This is a genomic window from Mesorhizobium sp. M7A.F.Ca.US.007.01.2.1, assembly GCF_003998165.1.
Classification (GTDB): domain Bacteria; phylum Pseudomonadota; class Alphaproteobacteria; order Rhizobiales; family Rhizobiaceae; genus Mesorhizobium; species Mesorhizobium ciceri.
In genome coordinates this window covers 1-24,732 of sequence record NZ_RZQP01000018.1, presented here as the reverse complement: position 1 = coordinate 24,732, position 24,732 = coordinate 1, and the positions used below count along the sequence as shown (strand labels likewise).

Annotated in this window: 19 protein-coding genes; 11 read left to right on the top strand and 8 right to left on the bottom strand. The window is 62.7% G+C overall.

The window, feature by feature from the left end; genetic code table 11:
- Window position 1: 1 nt before the first annotated feature.
- Genes EN949_RS05700 through EN949_RS05690 form a run of 3 tightly spaced genes read left to right on the top strand, consistent with a single transcriptional unit; the run spans window position 2 to window position 3,413 of the window.
- Entirely contained in the window at window positions 2-1,078 is a 1,077-nt protein-coding gene (locus EN949_RS05700; protein ID WP_084015553.1) for an ABC transporter ATP-binding protein, read from the top strand.
- Window positions 1,075-2,106, top strand: coding sequence for a dipeptide ABC transporter ATP-binding protein (locus EN949_RS05695; protein WP_064992941.1), 1,032 nt, complete (start codon window positions 1,075-1,077; stop codon window positions 2,104-2,106). Before EN949_RS05700 ends, EN949_RS05695 begins: the two co-directional genes overlap by 4 nt.
- A 35-nt stretch (window positions 2,107-2,141) precedes the next feature.
- Entirely contained in the window at window positions 2,142-3,413 is a 1,272-nt protein-coding gene (locus tag EN949_RS05690) for a CaiB/BaiF CoA-transferase family protein (protein ID WP_063170445.1), read from the top strand.
- 163 nt (window positions 3,414-3,576) lie between these two features.
- On the opposite strand, the gene EN949_RS05685 is transcribed toward EN949_RS05690, so the two are convergent.
- Together EN949_RS05685 and otnK are read right to left on the bottom strand one after the other, a co-directional pair.
- Entirely contained in the window at window positions 3,577-4,215 is a 639-nt protein-coding gene (locus EN949_RS05685; RefSeq protein ID WP_063170446.1) for a class II aldolase/adducin family protein, read from the bottom strand.
- Complete coding sequence (otnK, locus tag EN949_RS05680; protein ID WP_063169871.1) at window positions 4,215-5,567, bottom strand: 3-oxo-tetronate kinase; 1,353 nt, start codon at window positions 5,565-5,567, stop codon at window positions 4,215-4,217. The genes EN949_RS05685 and otnK overlap by 1 nt, the downstream gene beginning before the upstream one ends.
- A 131-nt stretch (window positions 5,568-5,698) precedes the next feature.
- Between otnK and EN949_RS05675 the strand changes: the two genes are divergently transcribed.
- Window positions 5,699-6,436, top strand: a complete 738-nt coding sequence (locus EN949_RS05675) for a GntR family transcriptional regulator (RefSeq protein WP_013528131.1) — start codon at window positions 5,699-5,701, stop codon at window positions 6,434-6,436.
- A gap of 33 nt (window positions 6,437-6,469) precedes the next feature.
- Here the strand turns inward: EN949_RS05675 and EN949_RS05670 are convergent, their stop codons facing one another.
- From EN949_RS05670 to EN949_RS05655, 4 genes are all read right to left on the bottom strand, one after another.
- Window positions 6,470-7,699, bottom strand: coding sequence for an aminotransferase class III-fold pyridoxal phosphate-dependent enzyme (locus tag EN949_RS05670; protein ID WP_082826632.1), 1,230 nt, complete (start codon window positions 7,697-7,699; stop codon window positions 6,470-6,472).
- Window positions 7,700-7,818: 119 nt separating this feature from the next.
- Complete coding sequence (locus EN949_RS05665) at window positions 7,819-9,381, bottom strand: ABC transporter substrate-binding protein (RefSeq protein ID WP_164747171.1); 1,563 nt, start codon at window positions 9,379-9,381, stop codon at window positions 7,819-7,821.
- An 88-nt stretch (window positions 9,382-9,469) separates the two neighbouring features.
- Window positions 9,470-11,644 carry an alpha-ketoacid dehydrogenase subunit alpha/beta gene (locus tag EN949_RS05660; RefSeq protein WP_127370892.1) on the bottom strand — a complete coding sequence of 725 codons (2,175 nt, stop codon included), beginning with the start codon at window positions 11,642-11,644 and terminating at the stop codon, window positions 9,470-9,472.
- Window positions 11,645-11,929: 285 nt separating this feature from the next.
- Window positions 11,930-12,709: a LuxR C-terminal-related transcriptional regulator gene (locus tag EN949_RS05655; RefSeq protein WP_127367485.1), complete on the bottom strand. Its 780-nt coding sequence runs from the start codon at window positions 12,707-12,709 to the stop codon at window positions 11,930-11,932.
- Window positions 12,710-12,821: 112 nt separating this feature from the next.
- On the opposite strand from EN949_RS05655, the gene EN949_RS05650 reads away from it, so the two are divergent.
- The 7 genes from EN949_RS05650 (at window position 12,822) to EN949_RS05620 (ending at window position 22,569) form a co-directional block, all read left to right on the top strand.
- Window positions 12,822-14,981: a hydantoinase/oxoprolinase family protein gene (locus tag EN949_RS05650; RefSeq protein WP_024501847.1), complete on the top strand. Its 2,160-nt coding sequence runs from the start codon at window positions 12,822-12,824 to the stop codon at window positions 14,979-14,981.
- A gap of 12 nt (window positions 14,982-14,993) precedes the next feature.
- Entirely contained in the window at window positions 14,994-17,198 is a 2,205-nt protein-coding gene (locus EN949_RS05645; RefSeq protein ID WP_063169874.1) for a hydantoinase B/oxoprolinase family protein, read from the top strand.
- Window positions 17,195-17,689 (top strand): acetone carboxylase subunit gamma, encoded by a 495-nt coding sequence (locus EN949_RS05640; RefSeq protein WP_063169875.1) that lies wholly within the window; start codon window positions 17,195-17,197, stop codon window positions 17,687-17,689. The genes EN949_RS05645 and EN949_RS05640 overlap by 4 nt, the downstream gene beginning before the upstream one ends.
- An 87-nt stretch (window positions 17,690-17,776) precedes the next feature.
- Window positions 17,777-18,604 (top strand): SDR family NAD(P)-dependent oxidoreductase, encoded by an 828-nt coding sequence (locus tag EN949_RS05635; RefSeq protein WP_013528123.1) that lies wholly within the window; start codon window positions 17,777-17,779, stop codon window positions 18,602-18,604.
- A gap of 226 nt (window positions 18,605-18,830) precedes the next feature.
- Window positions 18,831-19,901: an SGNH/GDSL hydrolase family protein gene (locus EN949_RS05630; RefSeq protein WP_082826634.1), complete on the top strand. Its 1,071-nt coding sequence runs from the start codon at window positions 18,831-18,833 to the stop codon at window positions 19,899-19,901.
- Window positions 19,898-21,004, top strand: a complete 1,107-nt coding sequence (locus tag EN949_RS05625) for an acyltransferase (protein WP_024501842.1) — start codon at window positions 19,898-19,900, stop codon at window positions 21,002-21,004. The genes EN949_RS05630 and EN949_RS05625 overlap by 4 nt, the downstream gene beginning before the upstream one ends.
- A gap of 254 nt (window positions 21,005-21,258) precedes the next feature.
- Window positions 21,259-22,569 (top strand): O-antigen ligase, encoded by a 1,311-nt coding sequence (locus EN949_RS05620; RefSeq protein ID WP_063169877.1) that lies wholly within the window; start codon window positions 21,259-21,261, stop codon window positions 22,567-22,569.
- Between the two features lie 121 nt (window positions 22,570-22,690).
- Here EN949_RS05620 and EN949_RS05615 read toward each other — a convergent pair whose 3' ends face one another.
- Together EN949_RS05615 and EN949_RS05610 are read right to left on the bottom strand one after the other, a co-directional pair.
- Window positions 22,691-23,956 carry a polysaccharide biosynthesis/export family protein gene (locus EN949_RS05615; protein ID WP_164754999.1) on the bottom strand — a complete coding sequence of 422 codons (1,266 nt, stop codon included), beginning with the start codon at window positions 23,954-23,956 and terminating at the stop codon, window positions 22,691-22,693.
- A 99-nt stretch (window positions 23,957-24,055) separates the two neighbouring features.
- A complete protein-coding gene (locus EN949_RS05610) occupies window positions 24,056-24,685 on the bottom strand; it encodes a sugar transferase (protein ID WP_245472367.1) in 630 nt (209 codons plus the stop codon).
- Between the last annotated feature and the right edge of the window lie 47 nt (window positions 24,686-24,732).

The following is a 24,732-nucleotide window of genomic DNA, read 5'->3' as shown; positions in this document are numbered from 1 at the left end:
GATGAGCGCACAGATTTCCTCAGCGCCACCGGGCGCAGTCGACAAGGTGGGCGAGCGCGAGCCGCTGCTGTCCATACGCGGTCTGCGGGTCGGATTCCGCAAGGCCGGCAGTCAGTTCGAAGCGGTTCGCGGGATCGACCTCGACGTCGCCAAGGGCGAAGTGGTCGGCATTGTCGGTGAGTCCGGCTCGGGCAAGTCCGTCGGCATGCTCGCCGCGCTCGGCCTCACGTCAAAGAACGCGGTGGTCACCGGCTCGGTCCGCTTCAACGGCGACGAACTGGTCGGCAAACCGGCGCGCGAGATGCGCAAGATCAGGGGCGCGCGCATCGCCATGATTTTTCAGGACCCGCTGTCCTCGCTCAATCCGGTGATGACCGTCGGCGCCCAGATTGCCGAGGCGGTCAGGCTGCATCAGCGCGTGACACGCAAACAGGCGATGACGCGCGCGGTCGAATTGCTCCATCTGGTGGCGATCCCGCAGCCGGAGCGCCGGGTCAACCAGTATCCGCATGAATTCTCCGGCGGCATGCGCCAACGCGCGGTTATCGCCATGGCCGTCGCCAACGATCCTGACCTGTTGATTGCCGACGAACCGACCACGGCGCTCGATGTCACGGTGCAGGCACAGATCCTGGCCGTGCTGCGCTCGCTGCAGGAACGGCTCGGCCTCGGCCTGGTGCTGATCACCCATGATCTCGGCGTCGTCGCCGGCCATGCCGACCGCGTCGCGGTCGTCTATTCCGGCCGTGTCGTCGAACAGGCAGGCGTATCCGAGCTGTTCGCCGATCCGCGCCATCCTTACACGCGTGGCCTGATCGCCTCGATCCCCAACCTCGAGGAAAGCCGCGAGCGGCTGTTCTCGATCGACGGTTCGCCGCCCGCACTTGGGCGCTTGCCGGGCGGCTGCGCCTTCCATCCGCGCTGCATTTATGCCGCGGCACGCTGCCGGACCGAGGACCCGCCTTTGCACGATGTCGGCGGCCGGTTCTCGGCCTGTCATTTCGCGACGACCTTGCCGCCCTTCCACAGTGCTGTGCTGGCGGCGGCGAGCCTGGACAGTGGAGACGTGGCCCCATGAGCGCAGCGGAGCAACTCCAGGCGGAAACCAAACCGGCGGCTGCGCTTTCTGTTCGCCATCTCGTCAAGGACTTTCCGGTTCGCGGCGGCCTCGTCTTCGACCGTGCCGTTGCCCATGTCCGTGCGGTCGCCGATGTCTCGTTCGACGTAGCACCAGGCGAAACGCTGGGTCTGGTCGGTGAATCCGGTTGCGGCAAGTCGACCCTCGGGCGCTGCCTGATGCGGCTGATCGAGCCGACCAGCGGCGAAAGCTGGTTCCGTGGCCAGAACCTGCTCGCGCTCAATCACGAAGACATGCGCCTGATGCGGCGCTACATCCAGCTCGTCTTCCAGGATCCCTACGGGTCGCTGCATCCGCGCATGCGCATTGCCGACAACATCGCCGAGCCGCTGCGCATGAGCGACATGTCGGCGGCCGACCGCCGCGCGCGCGTCGCCGAATTGCTCGAACTGGTGCGGCTCAATCCCGAGCATGGCAAGCGCTATCCGCACGAACTGTCCGGCGGCCAGCGCCAGCGCGTCGTCATTGCCCGCGCGCTGGCACTCAATCCGCAAGTGGTGATCCTCGACGAGCCGGTTTCGGCCCTCGACGTTTCGGTGCAGGCCGGCGTGCTCAATTTGCTCAAGGACATCCAGCAATCCTTCGGCACCTCCTATCTGTTCATCGCGCATGATCTGTCCGTCGTGCGCCACATCTCGCATCAGGTGGCGGTGATGTATCTCGGCAAGATCGTCGAGATCGCGCCGGCAGCCGAACTCTATTCGAGGGCGCTGCATCCCTACACCCAGGCGCTGCTGTCGGCGGTGCCGCTCGCCAATCCCGAGAAGGAGCGCAAGCGCGAGCGCATCGTGCTGAGCGGCGATGTGCCGAGCCCGCTCAACCCGCCATCCGGCTGCCGCTTCCGCACGCGCTGCTTCAAGGCGCAGGCGATCTGCGCTGCCGTCGAACCGCCGCTCGATCCGGCCGGTGGTTCGCATCGCGTCGCCTGCCATTTCCCGGAGCCGATCAACACTTTCAGGGCTGTCTGAGTGGCTTGCCGAATTCACCCGAAGGAATTTTGATCGTGACTGAGGACCATTCCGCGAATGCCGGTACGGCAGAACCCGCGCGCTTGCCGCTCGAAGGCATCAAGGTTCTCGATCTCTCGCGTGTGCTGGCCGGGCCGTGGGCAACGATGAGCCTTGCCGATCTCGGCGCCGAGATCTGGAAGATCGAGAACATCGACGGCGGCGACGACACCAGGGCGTGGTCGGTGCCGAGCTACAAGGGTGTCTCGACCTACTATCTCTGCGCCAATCGCGGCAAGCAGAGCATCGCGCTCGACATGAAAAGCCCGCAGGGGCTGGCGATCGTGCGCGAGCTGGCGGCGAAGGCCGACATCGTCGTCGAGAATTTCCGCTCAGGTACCGCCGATAGGCTCGGCGTTGGGTTCAAGGAGCTGAGCGCGTCAAACCCGCGCCTGATCTACTGTTCGATCTCCGGTTACGGCCAGACCGGACCCGATGCCGGACGGCCCGGCTATGATTTCGTCATGCAGGCCGAAAGCGGCCTCATGGCCATCACCGGCGAGAGCAATGGCGAACCGATGCGTGTCGGCGTCGCCATCACCGATATCGTCTGCGGCATGGTCGCCACGCAGTCGATCCTGGCGGCGCTTTACGAGCGCGCGACGACCGGCAAGGGCCAGTTCCTCGACCTGTCGCTGATCGACTGCGCGCTCAGCCTGCTGATCAATGTCGGCAGCGGTTACCTTAACACCGGCCAAGAGGTCGCCCGCTACGGCAATGCCCATCCGACGGTCGTTCCCTATCAGATATTCGAAGCCTCCGATGGCAGCTTTGCGCTGGCGGTCGGCAATGACCGCCAGTTCGCGGCGCTGTGCGAGAAGGTCGTTGATCTGCCACATCTGGCTGGGGATTCGCGCTTCATCAAAGCAGGGGCGCGCGCCACCAACCGTGAGGCGCTGATCCCGCAACTAGCCGCCGTCTTCAAGACCAAGCCACGTGACCACTGGATGGCCACCTGTGCCGCCGCCAGCGTGCCGGCCGGCACGGTAAAATCGATACCGGAAGTCTTCGACAGTCCCAATGTGCGCGAGCGTGGCCTCGTCCAGACCTTGCCGCATCCGCATCTCGGCTCCGTCGCCATGGTGCGCCCGGCGCAGGGACTTGCCGCGCAGCTGACCGCGGACTTCACCGCGCCGCCGATGCTGGGCCAGGACACAGCTGCCGTGCTGGCCGACGTGCTCGGCTATAGCGCCGAGATCATCGACCAGCTGATCGGCACCGGCGCCATCGGCGTCTATACGCCGGCCGCCGAACCGATCCCCGCCTGATCTTCATGGAGCTTGACGGGCCTTCGTCTCGCATTTGCAGGTCGACTGAATGGTTCTTCAACAGGGCGAAGAGCCGTTCCTTGTTTTGGGGCAATCCCCTGGGGAAAGCGCTATGCGCTTTTCCCGGGAAACCGCTTCACCTTTTCTGGAATTGCTCGGCCGGCTACTTCTGCTGGCCGTAATTCTTGTAGCGCCCGCGAATGGCGGGGATCTCGCTGCCCTCGATGAGCACCGGCGTGCCGGCGCTGCGCGCCAAAAGGTACTGCCGCGCCAGGGTTTCCAGCTTGATGGTGCGGATGAGCGCCGTGTCGAGATCGCCGCCGAAGGCGATCATGCCATGATTGGCGAGCAGGCAAGCCGTGCGGTCCTTGAGCGCGACGACGGCAACCTTGGCCAGTTCGCTTGACGCGAAAAGCGCATAGTCCGAGCAGCGCACATCATCGCCGCCGAAGCCCGCCACCATGTAGTGGAACAGTGGCAGCGGTTCACGCAGGCACGACAGCGCCACGCAATGGTCGGGATGGGCATGCACGACGGCGCCGGCCTCGGGAAACGCCTTGTAGATTTCGGCGTGCATCTCCCATTCGCTCGACGGCCGGAACGCAGCGTCCCAGGATCCATCGAGCTGCATCGCCACCATTTGCTCCGGCCGCAAGGCGCTTGTGGCTATTCCCGTCGGCGTGATCAGCATGCCGCCTGTCGTGCGCACGCTGATGTTTCCGGTGGTGCCGACATTCATCCCGCTGGCGTCCAGCGTCTGCGTCGTGGTGATCAGGCTCGTGCGTTCGATTTCGAGTTCCATCACGATGCTCTCCTTGCCGGTGGCCATGTGTCGATCGCCGGCGCAATAGTGCTCGGCCGTGTCATGTCTTGCAGAACGTCGGTGAAGATATCGGGGCCGCCGAGCTTTCCCGATTTCAGCATCAGCGCCAGCGGATCGGAGGGCCGGCCGGGGAGGTGAGCGATGGCGCGCGACAGTCCGGGGCCCTCATAGGCGCCCATGGCGATCCGGTCGATGCCGAGCGCCTTCACCACCGAACCGGCGGTCTCGCCGCCGGCGACGACGAGCCGGCGGACGCCGAGTTCGCGCACCAGAATCTGGGCAATCCCGGCCAGGATCTCTTCCGCCCTTGCCGCCACCATATCGCGGCCATGCGCCTGCTGCAGCGCTTCGACGGTCGCTTGCGGCGCTGTCGTAGCAATGGCGATCATCGCGCCGGGCAAATGCCGTTGGGCGAAGGTACGCGCTTCGGCCATGACATCGGCGCCGGCAAAGGCGCTGGCAAGGTCAATCGTCAGCAGTGGATTGTTTTGCGCAAAACGCTCGAGCTGTTCGATGGTGCGGTCGGCGACGCTGCCGGCCAGCACCGCTGCCGGCCCTTCGACGGCCGGCAGGCTGGCGGCAACGAGATCGCCTGAATCCAGCAGCCCATGCGTGAGCCAGGCCGGTGGCAGATGCGCGGCGACTGAGGAATTGCCGGTCATCAGCGGCAGGTCGAAGGTGGCTTCCGCGATCGCCGCCAGATCGCGCTCGCGGATGGTGTCGGTGACCAGCAGCGTCTCGCCGCGCCTGCTTTGCTCTCCTATAGCGCTCCGGATGGCTCCAGCGCCGGCGTCGACGACGAGATAGGGCACCAGCCCGACCTTGCCCCTGCTCTGCGCCTGCAGCACGCGAACCAGATTGGAATCGGTCATCGGCGTCAGCGGATCGAAGCGCTTGGGCGACTCAGCAAGCAGCTGGGGACCGCCGAACATATGCCCCTGATAGACGGTGCGCCCAGTCTCACACAGCGCGGGGGCGAACAGTGTGACGCCGCCGCCAAGGCGCTCGAGCAGCGCTTCGGCGCAAGGACCGATATTGCCCGCGGGCGTCGAATCGAAGGTGGCGCAATATTTGAAGAAGATCTGCCGCGCGCCAGCTTCGACCAGCCGGTCCGCGGCCTCCAGCACCTGGCGCACCGCATCGCTGGCTGCGATGACGCGGGTCTTCAGCAGGATCACATGGGCAAGATTGCCTGATGGGATCGGCGCGTCCAGCCCGACCGTGCATCCCGTCGGAATGCCGCGCGCGACCAGCATCGACGCCAGCTCGGTGCCGCCGGTCAGATCGTCGGCAATGGCGCCGAACAGCAAGGAAGGCATCGACGCGGTCATGCGGCCCGTCTCATGTCTGCCGGTTTCGGGGCGGCTTGTCTCATGTCGGTGGTCAGGCCATTCGTGGTATCATATACACAAGCCACGCGACGCAGGCGACGCCTGCGCTGTTGCAAGAACGGAGAGCGGATGTGACTGCTTCTATCGCGCCGATCGCGCGCGACAATCTGACGACGCGTGTCTATGAGGAGCTTCGCCGTGCCATGATGGAAGGCCGTTTCTGGCCGGGCCATCGCTTCAAGATCCGCGACCTTGCCGCCAGCCTTCAGGTGTCTGAGACGCCGGTGCGCGAGGCGCTGATGCAGTTGGTGCGCGAAAAAGGCCTGGAGATGGAGGCCGGCCGTTCGATCACCGTCGCCCAGCTGTCGCTGGCTCAGTATCTGGAACTGCGCAGCATCAGGCTGCATCTCGAAGGCATGGCGGGTGCCGCGGCAACGACGCGCATCGAGCCGCGCGAGATCGACCGTCTGGCGGCGGTGCATGAGAAACTCATTGCGAACGAGGACAATGGCCGCTGGTTCGAAGCCGTCCGCGACAATTGGGAATTCCATCACTCCATCTACCAGGCGGCGCAAATGCCGGAGCTGCTGGCCATCATTGAGGGAATCTGGCTGCGCAACGGACCGCTGGTGAACTACCAGTACCCTCACGCCCGGCCGACCTATGACGGCCGCCACCGGCATCTCGACATTCTTGAAGCGCTGCGGGCGCGCGACGAGAACGGTGTGCGCAAGGGCATTCAGCAGGACATGATCGAAGGCGGCCGCCTGCTGGTCAAGGTTCTCGAACGGCTGAACGACGGCGCGGTCACGCCGGAGGAACTGCGCCGCGCTGCGCAGAACGGCCGACTGGTGTCGGCCACCGGCTGAACAGTTTGTTCCTTTCCACCGCATTGGCGCCGGTCACGCCACCTGCGCCGCGGCGGCCATGCCCGCATCGGCAGCCTGCAGGGCGAGATCTATATCTTTTGCGGTGTGCGCAGCACTCAGGAACATGTTGTGCCGGGGATGGAAATAAGCGCCTTCGCGCAAGGCGGCCGAGCAGAATGCGTTGGCTAGCTTGAATTCGGCATCGCCGTCGAACAGCACCATCGGCATCGACACCGGACCTGTCTGTCGCAGCGAAAGACCATGCTTCTTCGCTGCAGCATCGAGGCCTGAGCGCAGCCTGTCGCCGGCCTGTGTCATGTGGGTGACGGCGTCGGTATCGCGCAGCGTGCTGATGGTAGCGATCGCCGCGGCCATTGCGACGGCGCCGTACCAGAAAGAACCCGTCACATAGACCTTGGTCGCGGCTTCGCGAAACCGGTCGGTGCCTGCGATGGCGGCCAGCGGATAGCCATTGGCGATCGCCTTCGAGAAGGCGGACAGGTCCGGCCGTACGCCGAGCGGCTCCCAGCTGCCGGCGAGGTCGATGCGGAAGCCGGCGCGCACATCGTCGACGATCAATGCCGCATCGGCAGCGGTGGTGAGTTCGCGCGCCCGTTTGGCGAAGGCGGCGGTCGGCAGTTCCTGGTCGCGGGCGATGTCGTGCCGGAAGGCAGTGACGACGACAGCAGCGAGATCGTTGCCGGCCTGCTCGACGGCCACTTCGAGGCTGGCGACGTCATTGTAGTCGAAATGGATCAGATGGGCGCGGTCCTCGGCGGTGACGCCGGCCAGCGATGGCGTGCACCACGGCACGGCACCGTGGTAGGAGCCGCGCGCGACCAGCACCTTGCGTCGGCCGGTGCCGGCGCGCGCGATCGTCACGCAGGCCGTGGTGGCGTCGGTGCCGTTCTTCTGCAGCATTGCCCAGTCGGCATGCGCGACCGTCTTGACCAGCAGCTCCGCCAGTTCGACCAATACCTCGCCGGGGCCGTTCATCGCATCGCCGAGGCGACGCTGCCGGGCGGCAGCCTCTTCGACTGCTTGATGATGGTGGCCGAGAATGTTGGGCCCCCAACTGCACATCAGGTCGATGTATTCGTGCCCGTCGACGTCCCAGACCCGGCAGCCGTCGGCGCGTTCGAAGAATTGTGGATAGGCGGAGCCGAGATAGCGCGTCGCCATGTGTCCCCACATGCCGCCCGGAATGACCGAGGCCGCACGCTCGCGCAGCAACTGGTCCTTGGAGTTGATCAGGGAAGGCATGACGAGGTCTCCGCTCATTGATATATCATATATTGAATTTGATGTTGGAAGAACAGGATTTGCTGGCCTTCCGGGATGGAGAACAGGGAGGCGACTGTCGCCTCCCCGTATTGTTTTGCTCAGTGGCTGAGTTCTGCCAGCGGCAGGTTGCAGCAGGCGCTGTAGCGCACGCCCTTGACGTCCGACTTGTAGGCCAGGATCAGGTTCGGGCTGATCAGCGGCAGGATGATCCTGTCCTTGATCATCTCCTCGCCGGCCTGGTGCCACAGCTTGGCGGCCTCGTCGCCGCTTGCCGCAAGGGCTGCCTTGTAGATATCCGCTTCCTTCGGGTTGAGCACCGACGGGTCGCGCTCCGCGCCGGCACGGCGCGACCAAGGGCTGCCCTTCGTCATTGCGAAATAGTCGATGTATTGCGAGGTGCCGTAATAGTCCGGCGCGTAGAACACCGCCGTCATCGGGATGCCGTCGCCATTGACGCGCTCGCGCCAATTGGCGAAGGGGATCGGCTGCAGGTCGAGCTTGATGTTGATCTTGGCCAGATCCTGCTGGACCTTCTGCATCAAGAGCGAGAGATCGACGCCGTAGACGTTCATGCCGGGGAACGCTGCCTCCATCTCGAAGCCGTCGGCGTGTCCGGCCTTGGCCAGAAGTTCCTTTGCCTTGGCAACGTCATAGGGCTGCGCCTCGAAGCCCGAACCGCCGGGGAAGCCGAGCGGGATCGGCGCGCTGATCAGCTGACCCTCGGAGCCGATGGTGAAATCGAGGATAGCAGGACGGTCGAGACCGAGCGAAATGGCCTCGCGCACTTCGGGCGTCAGCGGCACCTTGTTGGCCTTGGCGCCGGGCGACAGCGCCACATAGATGAAGTTGTAGGACGGCACGGTCTCGATCTTGACGTCGCTGCCGGTCATCGTCTTGGCCGTGTCCGGGTCGATCTGCATGGCGATATCGGCGGTGCCGCTCTGCAGCATCTGCGCCTGCGCCACCGCATCCTTGGTCTGGCGTATGACGACTTCGCTCAGCGCCGGCGCCGTGCGCCAGTACTTGTCGTTGCGCGCCAGCCGCAGTTCCGAATTGGGCTCATAGGATTTCAGCACGAACGGCGCGCTGCCGGCCGAATGGGCCAGGAACCAGGCCTCGGCATTGTCTGTCGTCGAGGCGTCCGCATCGGCCTTGGCGCCGGCTTCGGAAGCAACCTTGCTGTTGACGACCGCTGCGTAGGGCGCCGCCGCGATGTTGAGGAATTCGGAGCTCGGCGCGACCATCTTGACGACGACCGTATGCGCGTCCGGAGTCTCGATCGAGGCGACATTGTCCATCAGGAACGAGGCGCTGCCCTTGAGGTTCTTCAGCCGCTCCCAGGACCATTTGACGTCCTTGGCTTCGACAGGCGAACCGTCCGAGAATTTGGCGGCCGGGTCGAGCGTGAAGGTGAAGCTGCTCTGGTCGGCATTGCCTTCCCACTTCGAGGCGAGCAGCGGGATCAGCTTGTTGTCCTTGTCCAGCGTCAGCAGCGATTCGTAGACGCTGGAATTGTAGATCTGGCAGGTGTCGCAGAAGGCGCGGTGCGGATCGAGCGAATTGAGGTCGATGTTGCGCGCAATGACCAGCGGCTTGCTGTCCTGCGCGAAGGTGGCAGGCGCCCAGAAGGCGCTGGTGGCCAGCAGCACGGCCGCCAGCATCGTCGCCCTGGTCTTGGCTCTTGGTAGGATCGTCATGTCCATTTCATTCTCCCATTTTCTTGTCAGATCTTTGTGGCAATGCGTTGCTCTATCCACCCACGGCAATGAGGGATTGAAGCGCGGCCTTGAGCTTATCAGCGCCGCCCAGTGCGGCGCGGTTGAGCGGGGCCGATACGACGGGAGCCGAGAGGCTTCCCGTCACATGCAGGATCTCGTGATCGAGATAGTCGAACACGCGATCCTGAATCTCTTGTGTCAGCCGTCCGCCAAGCGACAGTCCACGCTGCACCTGCTCGACGACGGCCACCCGGTTGGTCTTGCGGATCGAGGCCTCCACCATCGGCCAGTCGAGCCCGGTCGGGTCGAGGCTGCGCAGGTCGATGATCTCGGCATCGACGCCGGTCTCCTCGACCACCTGCTTGGCGACGGCGACCATGCTGGCACTGGTGAGCAAGGTGCAGGCACTGCCCGGCCTGACGGTTTTCGCCTTGCCGAGTCGCACGCAATAATCGCGGTCATCCGCAGGCACAGGCCCTTCGCTCGGGAACAGTTCGACATGCTCGATGACGACGACCGGATCGTCGCATTTCAGCGCCGAATTCATCAGGCCGATATAGTCGAAGGGCGTCGTCGGGGCGACGATGCGCCAGCCGGGAAACAGCGCGAACAGGCCGGACGGATCGCCCGAATGCTGCGAGCCGTAGCCGGTGTGCGGCGAGACGCGGACCCGGACCACGATCGGCACCGCGAAGCCGCCGCCGAACATGTGGCGCACCTTGCTGACCGCGTTGAACAGCTGGTCGGCGGCAACCAGGCAGAAATCGCCGAACATGATCTCGACGATCGGCCGCAGGCCGCAAAGCGCTGCACCCAGCGCCACGCCGACAAAACCGTTCTCGGCGATGGGCATTGCCAGTACACGCTCCGGCCAGCGTTCCAGCGCACCCTTTGTGGCGCCCGAAACGCCGCCGCGCAGCCGGTGCACATCCTCGCCCATGATAATGATGCGCGAATCCTTTTCCATGGCGCGCGCAATCACCTCGGACGCGGCAACCATGAACTTGACCGGCCTGGTGTCGGCTGGCGGCATATCCTCGATCTCGAGGAAACGCTCGCCCTTCAGTTCGGAAAGATCACCGCGTATCTGGTTGTCGACGCCGCCTGGGTCTGGCCACAGATGGTCGGGAATGCCCAGCGCGTTGCCACTCATTTCGGTGAGCGAATCGGCAGCGGTGTTGACCACCTCCATGACGCGCTGGTCGAGTGTGCCGAGGTCGGAAGCGTTCAAAATGCCCATCGTCTTCAGGCGAGTCGCCATCGTGACCAGCGGATCGCGCGCTTTCCAGGCGTCTTCCTCGGCCCGCGTGCGGTAGCCGAATTCGCTACCCGGGCGCGCGCCGCTCTGATGCAGGAAGCGGTAGCAAAGCGCCTCGACCAGCACCGGGCCACCGTCTTCCTCGATCGCCCGGCGCGCCTCGCGCATGGCATGGTGGACCGCCACCACATCCATGCCGTCGCATTCGATGCCGCGAAAGCCGAGCATAGGTCCGCGCGAGGCCAGCCGCGTCTCGCGCGTCTGCTCGTTGATGTGCGTCGAGACGGCATAGAGATTGTTTTCGGCGAAAAAGATCACCGGCAGCCGGTAGAGCGCGGCGATGTTCATCGCCTCATAGGCCGGCCCCGCCATCATCGTGCCGTCGCCGAAGAAAGCGACCGAGATGTTGCCGGTGTCGAGCAGCTTGTCGGCCAGCGCATAGCCGGCCGCATGCGGCAGGTTGCCGCCAATGATCGCGCTGGTGCCAGGGATGCCGGAGGCATCGTCGCGCATATGCATCGAGCCGCCACGGCCGCCGCAATAGCCTGACTTGAGGCCCATGATCTCGGCCATCAGGCCGCGCACCGAGCCCTGCATGTCCGGGTTGAAAGCGTCATGCAACGGGTCGAATCCGCCGGGCGTCTGCGCGTTGACAAGCTTGGCCAAGACCTGGTGATGGGCGCGGTGGGTGCCGTTGATGCGGTCGCCGGTGCCGAGCACGGACATGGCGCCGACCGCCGTCGCCTCTTGTCCGATGCTGGCATGCGCCGGACCATGCACCAGCCCGGCATTGGCGAGATCGAGCACTTTTTCCTCGAAACGGCGGATGAGCAGCATCTGCTGATACCAGCGCACCAGGCTCGAAACCTCGGCGTCGTTCCAGTCCGAATTGTCGACGTCGAGCCGCAACCAGGGCGCCGATGGCTGGATCGATGTCTGCTGGACCATGTCAGCTATTTCCGTTCTGGTAGATGATATATCAAATATTCTCTCAGTCGATTGCAGTGGGCATTTTTCCTGGGCACTGCACTGGCTTGCGGGCATTGCACAAATGGAATTAAATTTCATTTTCTTTGCGAAGCCGAGACTAAGCCGGGACGGCGGCGTTCCGCAAGAGGAATTTTGAAGCCAGGTTTCGAGCCATTCCGGCGACAAGCCCCTGCACCAATTCACGGAGGGAGCGGCTCTGCAAATCAGGCATTCGGCTGGCGGATCGGCTGGGTAAGCGAGCGGCTAGCGATCAGCCTGATGCTGAAAAAACTGCAAAAACAATTCCCGCTCCGTGGTGATGTCGAGCTTCTCGTAGATGCGCCGGCGATGGTTCTTGACCGTGCCGACGGTGATGCCGAGGCGCTCGGCGATGTTGGCTGTCGGGTGGCCTGCGAGGATTAGCTGAACCAATTCCCGCTCGCGCAGCGACAGCTCCGGCCACAGACTGGCCGGGATCGTCGGCTCCTGCCGGGGCGAGGCGCCGGGGCCTGTCGGCGCCGACGTGCGGGAGAATTTGGTTCCGCGCGCCTTGATGTCGAGCGCATGCAGCGCCTCGAATACAGGCAACCGCTCGTCCAGCAAAGCGATCTCGCTGTCCTTGAATGAGGTGGTCGAACGGTCGAGGAAGATGCCGAGGCACCAGTCGCCGCCATCGGCAAGCATGATGCCGACCTCGTCGCAGATCTCCGACTGCGCCAGGAAGCCGGCAATGTACTGGCCGCGCTTGGCCTCGTCGTCGGCGAGCCGTTTCAGCGGCATGATGCCCAACCTGCGCTCGCGCCGCCACGAGGCATAGAACGGGTCGAACACGTAATAATTGTGGAGATAGCGCCGGACCATCTCATCCGAGAAGCGCCGGTGCTTGATGAATTCGGGTGTCTGCGTCGCCGAATAGCGCGTCACCGTGACGAGGTCGTGGTCGATGTCGGCGCCGATCAGGTCGATCAGGCAGTCGACATGCCTGTCCGTGCCGATGGCGGCGATCGCTTTGGCGAGCGGCGCCCAGATATTGCCCATGCGCATGCCCTTTTCTCGGCGATGTCAGCCCAACCGTCATTGTGTCTTTAGGCATATGGCGCGAAGCCGCCCATCGAATCTAGCCTAGCGTCAACCTAGACCAGATCCCGAGGCGACCGTGACCCAACCCAATCTCACCGCCCCCATTGTCGGCAACCCAATCGTGATTGGCATCGACGCCGGCGGCACCATGACCGACACGATCCTTGTCGATCAGGACGGCCACTTCAAGATCGGCAAGTCGGCGACCACGCCGAAGAACGAAGCCGAGGGTTTTCTGGCCTCGGCCGAGGACGCGGCGGATGCCTGGGGCATCTCGCTGGAATCATTGTTTTCAGGCGTCAACGTCGTGCTCTATTCCGGCACCGGCATGCTGAACACGCTGTTGTCGCGCACCGGCCGCCGGCTCGGCCTGATTACCACCAAGGGCCTCGAGGACATGATCCTGATGGGCCGCGGTCTGCAGGCCTGGGCCGACTATTCCTATGCCGACCGGCTGCATGCGGTCACCCACCATCATCCCGATCCGCTGGTGCCGCGCCGCCGCACCCATGGGGTCACCGAGCGCATCGACCAGTTCGGCGACGTCGTGCTGCCGCTCTATGAGCACGAGGTTTCTGCAGCCGCAAAAAAACTGATCGCCGACAAGGTCGAAGCGATCTGCATCATGACCATCTTCTCGCATGTCAATCCGGTGCACGAGAAGCGCATCGCCGAGATCTGCCGTGAGGAGGTCGACAAGGCCGGCGCCGACATCATCGTCTACACCAGCCATGAGGTCCGCCCGGTCATCCGCGAGCAGTCGCGGCTGAACTCGGTGCTGATCGAGGCCTACGCGACTTCGCGCGGCCGCAAGCAGCTTAGGGGTATCGAGGACGTCTCGAAGAAATACGGCTTCAAATATGGCGTGCAGACGCTGCTCTCCTTCGGCGGCCTGACCTCGATCAACCATCCGCGCCTGCATGAAACCATGATCTCCGGCCCGATCGGCGGCATCCTCGGTGCTGCCTATGTCGGCAAGCTGATCGGCAATGATTCGCTGATCTGCTCGGACATGGGCGGCACCTCCTTCGACATGGGCGTCATCACGCGCGGCCAGACGCGGATCGAGAACGAGCCGCTGATGGATCGTTTCAAGCTCAACGTGCCGACGCTGCACCTCGATACGATCGGTGCCGGCGCCGGCATGATCCTCAAGGTCGATCCGCTGACCAAGAAAGTCTCGCTTGGACCGGAAAGCGCCGGCTCCGATCCAGGTCCGATTTGCTTCGCCAGGGGCGGCACCGAACCGACCATTGCCGATTGCGATGCGATTCTCGGCCGGCTCAACCCGCACTATTTCCTCGGCGGCAAGGTCGTGCTGCAGGTCGAAAAGGCCCGCCGCGCCTTCCAGGAGAAATGCTCCGACATCCTGGGCGTCGGGCTGGAGGAAGCCGCCGAAGGCATGATCGACATGCTGGAGGCCGACGCCAACAACGCGCTGCGCCGCGTCATTTCGGGCCAGGGCATCCATCCCTCCGAGTTCACGCTGCTGTCCTATGGCGGCTCTGGCCCGCTGCACCTGGCCGGCTGTTCCAGGGGCATCGGCTTCAAGGACATTATCACCTTCCAGTTTGCGGCCGCCTTCTCCGCCTTCGGCTGCACCACGGCTGATTTCATGCGCCGGCATTCGGTGTCGACGCAGCACGACATCCCGTCACGCGCCGATGAGGCGACGCTGGCCGCCTTCGGCGTCAAGGTCACCACGGTCTGGAACGATCTGACCAAGGCCGCGGTCGACGAGATGATCGCCGACGGCCATGCGCGCGAGAAGATCAGGACCGTGCCGTTCCTGATGATGCGCTACACCGGCCAGCTCGAGGATGTCGAAGTGATGGCGCCGCTGGCTGAGGTCAACTCGGCCGACGACATGCGCAGGGTTATCGACGAGTTCGAGGCGGTCTACGCCAAGGTCAATCATCGCGTGTCGCGCTATGGCGAGGCCGGCTTCACCATCACCGAACTCGGGCTGATCGCCACCGCCGACAAGGTCAAACCGGTGCTGCTCAAGCGTCCGCTCGGCAAGTCGGATCCGGCTTCCGCGCACAAGGGCGTGCGCGAGGCCTATATCGGCGGACGCTGGCACAAGGCCAATCTCTACGAGATGGACCTGCTGCAGCCCGGTCACGAAGTCATCGGTCCGGCCATCATCGAACACCCCGCCACCACGCTCGTCGTTCATCCGCAGGACCGCGTCCATGTCGATGAATGGACGCTGCTGCACTACACCCACGCTTGAGAGGGCACCGCCATGTTGGACAAACCTGCTTCGGCCCTGCGCCTTCGCGAAAGACTGCTCGATTCCGAGCGGCTGATGGAAGAGACCGGCTGCTATGACGGCATCACGGAACTCACGCTGCGCAACCAGGATCCGCTGAAGTTCGAGACGCTGCACACCAAGCTGCGCGCCTATTGCGTCTCGGCTCGCGAAATGGCCCGCCGCATCTCGGCCTCGCCCGGCGTGCGCGAAGTCGGCGAGATGGTGGTCGCCATCTATACGCCCGAAGGCGACGCCATCGCGCTCTCCAACGGCATCATGGTGCATGTCCATACGATGAGCCGCTTCATCAAATGGATGATCAAGAACAATTACGAGGAAAACCCGAAAATCCGTGAAGGCGATATCTTCGCCAACAACGACGCCTTCATCGGCACCGTGCAGGTGCCTGATGTCATGGATGTGGTGCCGATCTTCCATGAAGACACGCTGGTCGGCTGGGCCGGTGCCGTCTGCCACGAACTGGAAGCCGGCGGCATCACGCCGGGCGGCGATGTCTGCCTGGCGCAGGAGCGCTTCACCGAAGGCCTGTTCGTCTGCGCCGAGAAGATCGGCGAGAATGACGAGATCCGGCGCGACTACGTCATCCGCTGCGAGCGCAATCTGCGCATGCCGATCTACTGGGTGCTCGACGAGAAGGCCAAGGTCGCCTCCTGCATCGACATGCGCGAAAGCGTCAAGCAGCTGATCTCCGAGATCGGCCTCGACTACTGGATGAAGGTGTCGAAGGAGTTCATCGAGGAAGGTCGCCGCGCCCAGCTCGCCCGCACCCGCCAGCTCACCGTGCCCGGCATCTACCGCGGCCACACGTTCTACGGCCATGTCACGGCGGGAAAGCCCGGCTTCCAGCTGCTCGGCGATCCCGACTGGCTCTACAACATCCCGATCGAGATGGAGATCACGTCAGACGGCAAGATCACCATGGACTTCGAGGGCACGCAGCCCTGGGGCTACCATTCGATGAACTGCACGCCGGCCGGCATGGATGGCGGCATGTTCGTGACGCTGACCCAGCACATGAATTTCGAAGGCCTGGTCAATGACGGTGCCTGGATGGCGACCGAACTGAAACTGCCGCACGGCACCTGGACCAACCCCGACAACGAGATGGTGGCCACCGCCACCTCATGGGCGCTGCTGCTGCCGGCCTACGGTGTTTTCCAACGGCTTTTGTCGCGCAGTTTTGTCGCGCGCGGCTTCGTCGAGGAGGCCTTTGTCGGCCAGGTCAACAGCCCGATGATCGAGATGGGCGGCGAAAGCCAATACGGCACGCCGTTCGGCATGGCGCATTTCGAGTGCGCTGCCGCCGGGTCCGGGGCGCTCGCCATCAAGGACGGTCTCGACACCGCCTATGTCGGCTGGAACCCGGAATCCGACATGGGCAACATCGAGGTCTGGGAACAGTCGATGCCGATGGTCTATATCGGCCGTTCGATCGTGCCGAATTCCGGCGGCGCCGGTAAATATCGCGGTGGCTGTTCCTTCGTCTCGACCTGGCTGATCAACAAGACCTCACATCTGCGGCTCCACACCTCCGAGCACTCCTCGCGCGTGTTCGACAATGGCGGCATGTGCGGTGGTTATCCGGCGCCGACCTGCCAGAAGCATCGCGCGGTGCGCAACTCAGACATTCACGAACTGGCGGCAAAAGGCGAACCGCTGGCGCATTCGCCCGGCATCGACCCTGACGTCTCCGACTACGAGAAGAACATCGGCGGCGACCATGTCGTGGTCGAAGGCCCCTACATCACCTCGCCGCACAAATCCGGCGACATCTTCAGCCATTCCTACAATGGCGGCGGTGGCTATGGCGACGTGCTGGAGCGCGATCCGATCAAGACGGCATGGGATGTCGAGAACGGCTTTCTCACCCGTGAAGCGGCGGACCAGGTTTTCGGCATTGTGCTGAAGGACGATGAAGACGGTTATCCCGTCGCCGATATCGACGCCACGGTCGAACGCCGCGCCGCCATGCGCAAAGAGCGCCTGGCTAAGGCGATTCCGGTGGCGGATTGGATCGCCAAGGAGCGTGGCCGCGTCGGAAAGGCCGACTTCGCGCCCGAAGTGAAGAAAATGTACGCCAGCGCGATCAAGCTGTCGTCGCGCTTCACCAAGGAATTCAGCGATTTCTGGAACGTCGACGCCAAATCGATCTTCACGCCGGGAGCCAAGCCATGACCTCATACAGCAAGGAAGTTCTGGGCGATCTGGCCGCCGGCAAGCTGCCCTGGCCGCAGACAAGGCGCATCATGAGTGCCTACAAGGATGACGACCGTTTCTTCAAGATGGTTGCCGTCTATCAGGATCGTGTCGCCTGGAAGGACCCGATCCTGCTGCCGGTCTCGGACCATCTGTTCATCTGCCAGAGTGGCGATGAGCGCATTACCCGCTGCGAATGCGGCCACTCCTTCGGCGACTATCGGAAGAACTGGAAGCTCAACGCCGTGATTAACGTGCGCAACACCGAGGAGGCTTTGCGCGAGATCTATCCCAACAGCGATCTCCCTGATCCCGAATGGATGGAAATCCGGGAGTTCATCTGCCCGGAGTGCGGGACGCTGCATGAGGTCGAGGCGGCGGCACCCGGTTATCCCATCGTGTATGATTTCGAACCCGACCTCGAAGGCTTTTATCGCGAATGGCTGGGCAGACCGCTTCAGGGGTCCTGAACGCTCGTCGATGGAGGCTGCGCCGCTGTGATTGCCAAATCCGGTCAGGACTGATTGCCTGCCCAAACGAAGCGGAGACCGTGCGCCATGAACAACCTTTCCGGCCGTAGCGCCATCGTGACCGGCGGTTTCTCGGGCATGGGCTTCGCCATTGCCACGGCTTTGGCCGAGGCTGGGGCCAATGTCGCCGTCGGCTCCTACATCGCGCCTGCCGGCGCCGACAGATCCGATGCCGCCTACTATCCGGCCGCCGACGAGATCGAGCGCGTGCGCTCGGCCCTTGCCGCTCATGGAACGAAAGTTCACGCCGCACACCTTGACGTTCGCGACAGCGACGTCACCAACCGTTTCGCGGCTGACGCCGAGACGGCCATCGGCCCCGCCGACATTCTGGTCAACGCCGCCGGCACCACCGCCGAGCAGCCGGTCTGCGGCCATTCCGACGCGCTTTGGGACAAGATCGTCGACACCAACCTGACCGGCGCCTTCCGCGTCACGCGTGCCGTGCTGCCGGGTATGATCGAGCGCGGCTGGGGCCGCATCGTCAACATTGGCTCGACGGCCGCCTTGGTCGGGTGGAAGGACAACCCGGCCTACTGCGCGTCCAAGGCCGGCCTGCTGGGTCTCACCCGCTGCGTGGCGCTGGAAGGGGCGGCGCATGGCGTCACCTGCGTTATGATCAGCCCGACCTGGGTCGAGACCGAACTGATGCGCCGCAATGTGGCGCAGGTCGTGGAGCGCGAAGGCAAGGGGCGCACGCCAGAGGAAGCGATGGCCGAGATCGCCAGGGGCAACCCGCAGCAGCGCCTGCTGCAGCCGCGGGAGATCGCCGCACTGGCGGTCTTCCTGTGCTCCGATCTCGCCAAGGGCATCACCATGGAGAACATCCAGATCACCGGCGGAGCGCTTTGGTAGCGCTCCAGCGGGGTGCTTGCGAAAGTCCAACTGACGGGGACTGAAAAGGACCAGTGTCTAAAAAGGCGCCGGCATCAGGCGGGGCGCTTCCGCTTGCGACGACCGCCTTAGGACGGATTTTTCGCACGCGCCCTGCATCTCGCATGTGCGAAAAGTTCTTTCGCATCTGCGAGAAAAGGTGTTTACTGCTCTTGTAGCACTCGCCATTCTCACAGGCTGACTCTAGATGAAAGTAGCCGGTCTTCGGCCATTCCTGATAGCAGTGTTGGCGGCAGCTGGGTTAAATGGGCTCACTGATCGCTGTGCGCTTGCCGGGGAATCGGAGTTGCACAGCGCGCGGCTGGTTGGTCGCTTTTTGGCGACCGGAACCCAAGCCACATTTGAATGGCCGGGAACTGCCATCGAGGTTGAATTCCAAGGGGCATGGCTCGACGTAGTGCTTGACGACACAGGCCGCAACAGCATGGTCGTTGATGTTGACGGTGCTGTATCCCGCCTTGACTTGAAGAAGGGCGAACACACCTACAGAGTCGTATTGGATACGGTGGCCGCCCGGCACGCCGTGCGTCTTGTCCGCCGAACCGAAGCGTCATTCGGCGCGACTGTTCTCAAGGATATCCGGACCGACGGATCTTTTCTGCCGCCGCAGCCGAAAACCCGCAGCTTTTTAGTCATCGGCGACTCCATCTCGGCGGGTTACGGCGTCGAGGGCAAGGACGCCAAATGCCGGTTTAGCGCCGATACCGAGAACCAGTACTTGACCTTTGCCGCAGTCGTGGCGCGCCGCTTTGGAGCAGACGTTACGACGCTTGCAGCATCCGGGAAGGGCCTTGTCCGCAATTATGATGGCAGCACCAACGCAACGATGCGCGACCTCTACACGCGACTGATGCCGTCACGTCCTGACCGGGAGCAACTGCCTGATACCAATGTCATTGTCGTGCATCTCGGCAGCAACGATTTCAGTGGTGGCGCGCGGCCGCCGGATTTTGTCGCACGCTACGCGGACTTGCTTGCCCAATTGCGCGCCAACGCGCCTGGCGCAATGATCTATGCCGGTATCGGCCCGATGCTTTGGGGCGCCGACCTCGATGCCGCGGTGTCGGCCGTGAACAAGGCCGTGGCGGTCCGTCGTGCCGCGGGTGAAAGAAAAATTGCTCTGATACGATTCGACAGTCCGGGAGGAGTTGCTTCACGCGGCTGCGACTCGCATCCAAATGAAATCGGCCAGGGTCATATGGCCGATGAACTTGAGGCCCGTGTGAAAGCGGACCTTGGCTGGGAAGAGACAAAATGACTGTAGCTTCGACGGTTGGCGTAGAATCACCAACGGTGCTGCCGGACAGCACCAATGTTCGTCGCAAGCTGCTCGGGCTCCAAGTTCTAAGGTTCGTCGCCGCTTTTGCGGTGGTATTGTTCCATATTGGAAGCGGTTTTCAAATAGAGTTTGGTCTTAAGGAAAATATCTTTGGATTCGGAGCGTCAGGCGTTGATATATTCTTCGTAATCAGTGGATTTATAATCGCTTACACCACCGATGAGGCCAAAGGCGCCTGGCAATTCTGTCGCCGCCGCATAGTTCGTATCGTTCCGCTCTATTGGACGCTGACGGCAGGTATCGTGTTGATTGCGCTGATGAAACCCGGTCTGCTGAATTCGACCGTCGTGAGCGGCGAAACGATCCTGAAATCACTGTTCTTCATCCCGTTCGAAAAGGTCGACGGTTCGATTCAGCCGCTGCTCTTTCTCGGCTGGAGCCTCAATTATGAGATGTTCTTCTATGCAATATATGCTGCGTGCATAGCTTGCGGCCTGCGCGGCCCACTGTCGCCATCCATGTTCATAGTAGTTCTCGTGGCGATGGGTCAATTCATCCAGAGTGAAAACGTCGCTTGGCGCTTTTATACAAATCCGCTGATGCTGGAATTTGTTTTTGGCATCTTACTTTACCTGGCATATGTGCATAGTGCGAAGCTTTTCGTGGGACGTACGTGGCTTATGCTTGCGATTTTCGTGGCGACAATAGCCATTCGGCAAATGATACCTGATTTGCCCTGGCTTCTGGCGAACGGCGTCCCTGCCGTGGTTTTAACCGCCGCCGCTTTGTCTTGGTCGCCCCCCCGGACGCGCGCGATAACATTTCTGGTTTTGCTCGGAGATGCATCATACTCGCTCTACCTCTCGCACCCCTATGTGATCCAGCTGGCGAGCAAACTGCTACCGCATCAGTCAGGGCTGATGGCGCAGGGGCTGGCCGGCATCGTGGCATGCGCGCTGTCCATAGCGGTATCCATTGTCCTTTATACAATGATCGAGCGACCCGCGCAGGCTCTCTTCAATGGCTTGGCAGCCCGTAGGCAAGCCTCCTCGACGCTCAGGAAAACCGAAAATCATATCTGACTCGCGATGGGAACAGGCCGCCCACTGCCTCTGGATTTGTGACGGATCGCCCTGTTCCAAGGTGCGACGACTCGGTATCCGCCGCTTGGCCAATTCGCGTAAGATAAGTTGACCGGATTTGCCATTGAGCGCCGGGCGCGATAGGTTATATTGCACTGCACAATGGAGAAGCCGTTTATTGCACGCCCATGTCTGCGAAAAATCCGGCCGGCTCATGGCTTGCCGGCACTGGGTCGTGTCGGCGGGACTCTGAGATGAAGATTCCAAAGTCCCTGCTGGTCGATCCCGAGAAGAACTCGGTCTATGGCGCCTTTGCCGTAGCCGTCTCGATCTGGGCGTTTTCCTATTCGTTCATTTTCGGCCAGGTGCTGATCCTGGCCTACTACGCGGTCTGGCTTCCACTCGTCATGGTCGACTACCGGCGGTTTCTGCGGCATCTGTCCAGCGCCTGGCTGCCGCTGCTGTTTGCCGCCTATGTCTGCTTCTCGATTTTCTGGTCGGTTGCGCCGGGCATCACGGCAAGGACGGCGTTCCAATATCTCTCTCATATCGCTTGTGCCTATATCGCGGCGCGCACCGTCAGCGTGCGCGCATTGACGATAGGCGCCCTGGTCGGGATTTTCTTCATCCTGCTGTATTCGTTGCGGGTCGGCAATTATTCCGACGATGTTCTCGACGGCACCTACAATTTCGTCGGCGCGTTTGCCTCCAAGAACCAGCTCGGTTTTGTCGCCTCGCTCGGCATATATTTCAGCGTGGTGTTCCTTGCCTTTTACAGGCGCGGCCGGCTGAGCCTCATGCTTACAGCGCCTCTCATTCTGCTGTCGGCCTATCTGCTGTTCGTCTCGCATTCCGCCACCTCGATGGCCTCTATACCGGCGGTTCTGGCGCTGGTGACGCTTCTTGCGATGAGCAAAATTTTGTCACGGCGCTACCGCCGGGTGATTTTCCTGATCGGCGCCGGTCTGCTGGTCGTGACTGCCTTTGTCGCCTTGAATCTCGGGCTGATGGACTTCGTCCTCGGCCTCTTCGGCAAGGATTCGACGCTCACCGGACGGACCTATCTGTGGGAGCAGGGCTGGAATGCCGTGCAGAAATCGCCGATTCTCGGCGTCGGCTATGCCGCCTATTGGGTGCAGGGCTTCGCCGAAGCCGAGCGGCTGTGGAACGAGTTCTACATCACCACCCGCACCGGCTTCCACTTCCACAACACCTATATCGAGGCTCTTGTCGAACTCGGCTTCGTCGGAGCGACGCTGGTATCGCTGATCGTGCTGCGCACGCTCTACGGCCACGTGTCGGCGGTGGTCTTCAAGACATGGCGGGCCGAGCCGGTGATCCTCGCCGGCGTGATGGTGCTGCTGCTGATTCGTTCCTTCGTCGAGGTCGAGATACTCAACCCCTATTTTACGGGTTCCTTCTTGATGTACTACAGTTTCTTCAAGCTGGCGCGGCTGCCCGTTACTACCCGCACGCGGCGGTCGCAGGCGCCGGCGGATGCGGCCACGGGTGAAGCTGATTGGCCCCGGCATGCCGGCCGTCCGGCGGCCGCTGGGTCGTCATAAGCAATCAACTCGCGGGTTGAAGTCAGGGCAGCGGGAAGCCTTCGCCTGGCAAGCATGGTGCTCAGCAAAAATCCGCCCCTCACGGGACGGATTGAGATGCTGGATGGTATCGGGCTGTGGGCTACTGGCTGGCCAGCGGCGCCAGCTTGACCTTGATCACATCGCCAGGCAGCACGAGTGTGTCTTCCTTGGCGGCGATTTCGCTGGTCTTGCCGTCGACATTGCGCACCAGTGAATAAAGCAGGGCGGGCTGCTGATCATTTGTCATGGCGGCCACAGTCGCGGGATCGGTAGCCTGGGCTATCAGGCCTTTCTGCATATTCGCCTTCAGCGCGGCTTCGTTCAGGTCGGCTTCGGTCTGCTGCCGGGCGGTAGCGAGGTTTGAACTCAAGGTGTTCTGGGCATCGATGGCGTCCTGCTTCGCCTTGCTGATCGACTGCTTGGCGGTGAGGATGGCGGTTTCGTAGTCCAGGATCTTGCCCTGCAGGTCGGCAACCGACTGGCGCGAATCCAGCAGTCGGGCGTTGGCGATCAGGCCTTTCTGCGCTAGCGGGCCGATGCTGGCGAGCTGCTGCTGCGCCAAGTCGACCTGCTGCTGCTGGTTGACGATCTTCTTCTGCAGCGATTCGATCTCGGATTCCAAAACCCCTTTGAGATCGTCGAGCGCTTCAAGCTTCAGCTTCAGCGCCTTTTGGTCCGCTGTCAGGATAGTCATTTCGTCCGCGACGATGGCTGGCAGTCTCGGATCGCCCTCGACCTCCTTCGGCACGTCGAAACTCGCCTTTCCGGCCATATCCGCATCGATGCGGGCGCGCCTTACGATCAGTCGGATGCGCTGGTCGTCGGAGATGTCGAACATGCCCTTGGCAGTGACCAGGTCCTTGCCGAGTTGAGGTCCGTAGTCGGCGTTTCGCCGGATGCCTCCGGCGACGCTGATGGCCTTCAACACTGTCAGGTCAGGCACATATGGAAACTGGCCGGGGTTCTGGACTTCGCCCGAAATGTAGAATGGCCGGAACTGCGCCATCTCGACCGAGGCTTCCGGTCTGTCTGACAAAGCGAGTTTTTTCTGCAAAGCCTCGCCGATCGCCGTTGCGATTTCGGACGTGGTCTTGCCGGAGGCCGGCAGTTCGCCGGCGAACGGCACCGACAGCGTGCCGGATGGACCGACCGTGTACTCGCCATTCACCGCCGACCAGTCACGGAATGTGCCTTCCACGGTCTGCCATTCGGCGACGCGGATGGTGAGCTTGTCCTGCGAGCCGAGGCGATAGTCGCCGGCGGCGGCCATGTGCGGGACGACGAGGGCCATGGCAAGGCATGTGGCCAGCAAACGCGCCCGCCGCAGGCGGCCGGAAACCGGGCCGCCGCGAAAGGCTTCGAACAAATCTGTTTTCAACTCAACGTTCCGATCCGCTATAGCCCCATCGCCCGATGAGCTTGCGTCGAATGGCCGACGCCAATGTCTGGCATTGCCACCGGCCGGTCAGTAAGAACCGCGCGACATCCAGACGGCCGGGACGGTCTTGATGATGATGCGAACGTCCTCGAACAGCGACCAGTTCTCAACATAGTGACGGTCGAAGGCGACGCGGCTGTCATAGGACACATCGTTGCGGCCGCTGACCTGCCACAGGCCGGTCAGGCCCGGACGCGATTTCAGATAGTAGACGGCGGATGTGCCATAGATCTCTAGTTCGTCGCGCACAACCGGACGCGGACCGACAAGGCTCATATCGCCCTGCAGGATGTTGATGATCTGCGGCAACTCATCGAGGCTGAGTTTCCTCAGCACTGCTCCAACGCGGGTGACGCGCGGGTCGTTCTTCAGCTTGCGGGTCGCGATCCATTCCGCGTTGGCGTCCGGGTTGGTGGCGAGATAGGCTGCCAGCACCTTGTCGCCGTCCGGAACCATGGTGCGGAACTTCAGGCACGGAAAAATCCGTCCGCCCCGCCCGATTCGCCTGTGGCCGTAGAAAATCGAGCCACCGTCGGAAAACTTGACGAGCAGCGCTATCATGACAAATAGCGGGCTGAGGGCGATCAAGCCAATCAGTGAACCGGTGATATCGAAGCTGCGTTTGAGCAGGCCGCCGATCGGCGGCGGAAAATCGATGTCAGCCTGCGAAAAGCTCGCGGTGGCTGACTTGGCAACGTCCCTCA

What these genes read in the sequence shown, in the direction of transcription:
- EN949_RS05700 (WP_084015553.1), top strand. Translation starts at nt 2, where the DNA reads ATGAGCGCACAGATTTCCTCAGCGCCACCGGGCGCAGTCGACAAGGTG.
- EN949_RS05695 (WP_064992941.1), top strand. Translation starts at nt 1,075, where the DNA reads ATGAGCGCAGCGGAGCAACTCCAGGCGGAAACCAAACCGGCGGCTGCG.
- EN949_RS05685 (WP_063170446.1), bottom strand. Translation starts at nt 4,215, where the DNA reads ATGGAACTCGAAATCGAACGCACGAGCCTGATCACCACGACGCAGACG.
- otnK (WP_063169871.1), bottom strand. Translation starts at nt 5,567, where the DNA reads ATGACCGCGTCGATGCCTTCCTTGCTGTTCGGCGCCATTGCCGACGAT.
- EN949_RS05670 (WP_082826632.1), bottom strand. Translation starts at nt 7,699, where the DNA reads ATGCCTTCCCTGATCAACTCCAAGGACCAGTTGCTGCGCGAGCGTGCG.
- EN949_RS05665 (WP_164747171.1), bottom strand. Translation starts at nt 9,381, where the DNA reads ATGCTGGCGGCCGTGCTGCTGGCCACCAGCGCCTTCTGGGCGCCTGCC.
- EN949_RS05660 (WP_127370892.1), bottom strand. Translation starts at nt 11,644, where the DNA reads ATGGTCCAGCAGACATCGATCCAGCCATCGGCGCCCTGGTTGCGGCTC.
- EN949_RS05655 (WP_127367485.1), bottom strand. Translation starts at nt 12,709, where the DNA reads ATGCGCATGGGCAATATCTGGGCGCCGCTCGCCAAAGCGATCGCCGCC.
- EN949_RS05645 (WP_063169874.1), top strand. Translation starts at nt 14,994, where the DNA reads ATGTTGGACAAACCTGCTTCGGCCCTGCGCCTTCGCGAAAGACTGCTC.
- EN949_RS05640 (WP_063169875.1), top strand. Translation starts at nt 17,195, where the DNA reads ATGACCTCATACAGCAAGGAAGTTCTGGGCGATCTGGCCGCCGGCAAG.
- EN949_RS05635 (WP_013528123.1), top strand. Translation starts at nt 17,777, where the DNA reads ATGAACAACCTTTCCGGCCGTAGCGCCATCGTGACCGGCGGTTTCTCG.
- EN949_RS05630 (WP_082826634.1), top strand. Translation starts at nt 18,831, where the DNA reads ATGAAAGTAGCCGGTCTTCGGCCATTCCTGATAGCAGTGTTGGCGGCA.
- EN949_RS05625 (WP_024501842.1), top strand. Translation starts at nt 19,898, where the DNA reads ATGACTGTAGCTTCGACGGTTGGCGTAGAATCACCAACGGTGCTGCCG.
- EN949_RS05620 (WP_063169877.1), top strand. Translation starts at nt 21,259, where the DNA reads ATGAAGATTCCAAAGTCCCTGCTGGTCGATCCCGAGAAGAACTCGGTC.